Source organism: Arthrobacter sp. Dra40 (genome assembly GCF_059091905.1).
Genome location: NZ_JBNHHB010000335.1, coordinates 1 through 3,931 on the forward strand (window position 1 = coordinate 1; position 3,931 = coordinate 3,931).

Annotated in this window: 3 protein-coding genes and 1 tRNA gene; all 4 read left to right on the forward strand. The window is 67.0% G+C overall.

Annotation, left to right across the window (positions count from 1 at the left end):
- The first annotated feature begins 9 nt into the window (after positions 1 to 9).
- Positions 10 to 85 (forward strand) — tRNA-Glu (locus AC5RWT_RS35190).
- 122 nt (positions 86 to 207) lie between these two features.
- On the forward strand, positions 208 to 1,980 hold the full coding sequence (locus AC5RWT_RS35195) for a dynamin family protein (RefSeq protein ID WP_494084271.1): 1,773 nt from the start codon (positions 208 to 210) through the stop codon (positions 1,978 to 1,980).
- On the forward strand, positions 1,977 to 3,587 hold the full coding sequence (locus tag AC5RWT_RS35200) for a GTPase (RefSeq protein WP_494084270.1): 1,611 nt from the start codon (positions 1,977 to 1,979) through the stop codon (positions 3,585 to 3,587). The genes AC5RWT_RS35195 and AC5RWT_RS35200 overlap by 4 nt, the downstream gene beginning before the upstream one ends.
- Positions 3,588 to 3,673: 86 nt before the next feature.
- Positions 3,674 to 3,931 (forward strand): AIR synthase related protein (locus AC5RWT_RS35205; RefSeq protein ID WP_494084272.1); only part of this gene is annotated, 258 nt, incomplete at its 3' end.

A 3,931-nucleotide genomic window follows, 5' to 3' on the forward strand; every position in this document is an offset into this window, starting at 1 on the left:
AAGCTACGCGGCCCCATCGTATAGCGGCCTAGTACGCCGCCCTCTCACGGCGGTAACGCGGGTTCGAATCCCGCTGGGGTCACCAACAACCGGTCCCGGACATCACGTCCGGGGCCGGTTTTTGTCTGTCAGGTGACGTGCATCTCGCAGCGGCCGCGGTTAGCCTAGTTGACGGCTCCTGCTGGCATGATGGGGAACGTGACCAGCATGTTGCCCGAGGGCCAAGACGGGGGAGCGGCAGACGCCGTCGCGCTCCTGGAAGAAAGCCGCAGCACGCTTGAGGCCGTGGACTTGCCGTTGGACGTGCCGGGCGCCGTCGAGGCACGCGGCGCAATTCGCGCCGCTGTGGCCCAGTTGGACGATTATATTCTGCCCCGCTACCGCACCTTGGAAGCACCGCTGCTGGCTGTGGTGGGAGGCTCCACCGGTGCCGGAAAATCAACCCTGGTGAACGCGCTGGCCGGGTATCCGGCGACGCGCACGGGCGCCATTCGGCCGACGACGCGCCAGCCCGTACTGCTGCACCATCCAAGCGACGTAACCTGGTTCACGGACCGGCGTATTCTGCCCGGCCTCAGCCGCGTCACCGGAACACCGGCAAACGACGCAACCCAGGCCCACGCGCGTGGGGCAGAACCGGCAGTCGAGCAGGCCGGAACCTCGCTGGTGTTGTTGGCGGACCGCAACATCCCTGCCGGCATTGCCCTGCTCGACGCACCGGATATCGATTCGATTTCCGATGAAAACCGACGATTGGCCGGACAACTGCTGGCGGCGGCCGATTTGTGGATTTTCGTCACCACGGCCAACCGCTATGCGGATGCTGTGCCGTGGGCGTTGCTCCTCGACGCCGCACAGCGGGACATTGAAGTCGCCGTCGTCCTGGACCGGGTGCCGGAGGACGTGGAGGCGGAGGTTCGCACCGATTTGGTCGGACTGCTGCAGCGGCAGGGGCTCGCTGCCGCCAAACTGTTCGTCGTCCTTGAATCCACGCTGGATGGACAAGGCATGCTGCCGGTTGGTGCCGTGGACCCGATCCGCGCTTGGCTTGAGCAACTTGCCGCTGACGCTTCCAGCCGTGCCGATATTGCCCGCCGCACGCTGGGTGGCGCCGTTCGCTCGTTGGCCCACACCGTCCAAGCTGGCGCCGTCGCCGCGGACGATCAGCACGCCGCCAGCCAGAGACTGCGCAAAACCGTCGATTGTGCCTATGAAGCAGCCACCATTCAAGCTCTCGAGGCGACGCAGGACGGAACGCTTCTGCGCGGCGAGGTCTTGGCCCGGTGGCAGGACTTTGTCGGTACCGGAGAATTTTTCCGCGGCATCGAGAACGGCATCGGCCGGCTCCGGGACCGGATCGGTGCGTTCTTTTCCGGCAAACCAGCACCCTCGGTGGTGGTCGAGGAAGCCATCGAGTCGGGGCTGCAGGCCGTCATTGTGGAGGCGGCGGCCAAAGCGGCAGAGCAAACCGAGGCCGGATGGAGGGTTGATCCGGCAGGGCACGGATTGCTCGGCAGCGACGCCCTGTCCACCCCCAGCGCCGGGTTCTCGGATGGGGTGGCAAGGGAGATCCGGGCCTGGCAGGCGGATCTGCTGGAACTGATCCGCAGCGAGGGCGAGGACAAGCGGTTCACTGCCCGCATGCTCTCCTTCGGGGTCAACGGGCTCGGGGTGGCCCTGATGGTGGTGATTTTCGCGGCCACTGGCGGCTTGACAGGTTTGGAGATCGGCGTTGCAGGCGGAACGGCCGTGGTCGGCCAGAAGCTGCTCGAGGCGGTCTTCGGCGAGGACGCCGTACGCCGGCTGGCACGCAAGGCCCGTTCCCAACTGGAGGAGCGCACGCGCCGGATGATGCACGCCGAAGCGGAGCGCTTTCTGTCCAGAGTGCCGCAACAGGGGCAGCACGCTGAGGCCCTGCGCTCACTGGCAGAACGACTTCACACGGTCGGGGCAAAAACGGGTTCGGAAGCACCGGAATGAGCCGGCACCGGGGAAAGCCCGAGGCGTCCGTGTTGGAGGGGCGGCTGGAGGCCCTGAATGCAGCTGCTGAACTGGCCGATGGCGTACTGCCCACGGCGGACTTTGCGTCCATCAACGACGTGTTGGAACGTGCGAGCGCGCGTCGCTCCTTGTCTGCTGAACATACCGTGGTCGGGTTCTTCGGAGCCACGGGCAGCGGCAAGTCCTCTCTGTTCAATGCCGTGTCCGGCACCGATCACGCCACAGTGGCTGCACGTCGGCCGACCACCTCCGAAACTCTGGCCGGCATCTGGGGAACAGCCGGGAGCGAATCGCTGCTGGATTGGCTGCAGGTCGCCCACCGGCACTTCGTCGCTGATGAGTCGCTGGCCGGACATGGCGGCCTGATCCTGCTGGACCTGCCCGACTTCGATTCCACCGCCGTCGAGCACCGCGACATTGTGCGACGGCTCGCAGGGCAAGTGGACGTCTTGGTCTGGGTCCTGGATCCGCAGAAGTACGCCGATGCGGCAGTGCACTACGGATTCCTGCGGCCGCTGGCATCCCATGGGGCGGTGACTCTCGTCGTGCTGAACCAGGTGGACCGGTTGGCGGAGAACCAACTGCAACCGGTCCTGGCGTCGCTCAGGGACATCCTGGTCCAGGACGGGCTGGGCCGGACGGACGTCTATCCTGTCTCCGCCCGGACGGGCGCCGGCGTCGACGAGCTCAAGGCGGCTATTACCGCGTTCGCCGACCAGCGGCAGGCCGCAACAAACCGGCTCATCGCCGATGTCCGCAATGCGGCCAAGGCGCTGAACCAGGGCCTTGGCGCGGAACCGGCAGGCGTCAGCAAGCCGGCCCGCACGCAACTGGCCGAACAGCTCGCGCAGGCCGCGGGCGTTGATGCGATTTGCGACGCCGTCGCAGCGTCCTACCGCCGCCAGTCACATGCCCGGACGGGATGGCCGCTGGTCCGCTGGCTGGGGAAGCTGCGCCGGGACCCGCTCAAACGGCTTAATCTTGACCGCAAAGACGTCAGCCCGATGCTTAATCGCTCGTCGATGCCGGCGCCGGGCCCGGCGCAACAGGCACAGTCCGACAAGGCGGTCCGGCAGTTCGCCGACCATGCCGGTGAAGGGGCCAGCGCTCCATGGCGGGCGGCCATCCGCCGGGCGGCACGGTCCGCAGAGGACACGCTCCCTGACGACTTGGACCAAGCACTCGCGAGCACCGACCTGCGGTCTGACCGGGCGTCCTGGTGGTGGCCCGTCTTCGGGGTGATCCAATGGTGCGCCCTGGCGGCCGCCTTGGCCGGGGCGCTCTGGCTTCTGGGCATCGCGGCGCTGGGATACTTCCAGTTCCCGGTGCCGGAAACACCCAGAGTTGAGGGCTTCCCCGTGCCCACCTTGTTGCTGGCCGCCGGGCTCCTCCTCGGCATGTTGTTGGCGCTGGCATCGGGCCTGATATCGCGCCTCGTCGCGAGATCCAGGGCAGCAAAGGCACGACGGCGGCTGCGTGCCTCCGTGGCGCAGGTGGCGGAAGAGCGGATCGTCCAGCCGGTGGAGAATGCGGTTACCCTGTACCGGGAATTCCGGCGCGCGGTTGCCAGGGCCGCCGGAGAATGACGCCGTCGGGAAGCCGGCGCGACCGTGAGGAGTGCGGCTGGCGCGCGAGATGACAAGGGAGAACGCACAGATTGACCGATGAACTGATGATCAACGACCTGGATGAGGGATCGCTGCTGGACAGGATCTTCCCGCGCCTCGGCCCGGCCCACGTCCCGGTCGGTCCCGGCGACGATGCTGCCGTGATCGAGGCACCGGACGCACGAACCGTCATTTCGATCGACACGCTGGTCCAGGATCAGGACTTCCGGCTCGAGTGGCCGTCGGGATACCGGAGCACCGGCTACGACGTCGGTTGGAAGTCCGTGGCGCAAAACCTCTCGGACATCAACGCGATGGGGGCC

What these genes read in the sequence shown, in the direction of transcription:
- AC5RWT_RS35195 (WP_494084271.1), top strand. Translation starts at nt 208, where the DNA reads ATGTTGCCCGAGGGCCAAGACGGGGGAGCGGCAGACGCCGTCGCGCTC.
- AC5RWT_RS35200 (WP_494084270.1), top strand. Translation starts at nt 1,977, where the DNA reads ATGAGCCGGCACCGGGGAAAGCCCGAGGCGTCCGTGTTGGAGGGGCGG.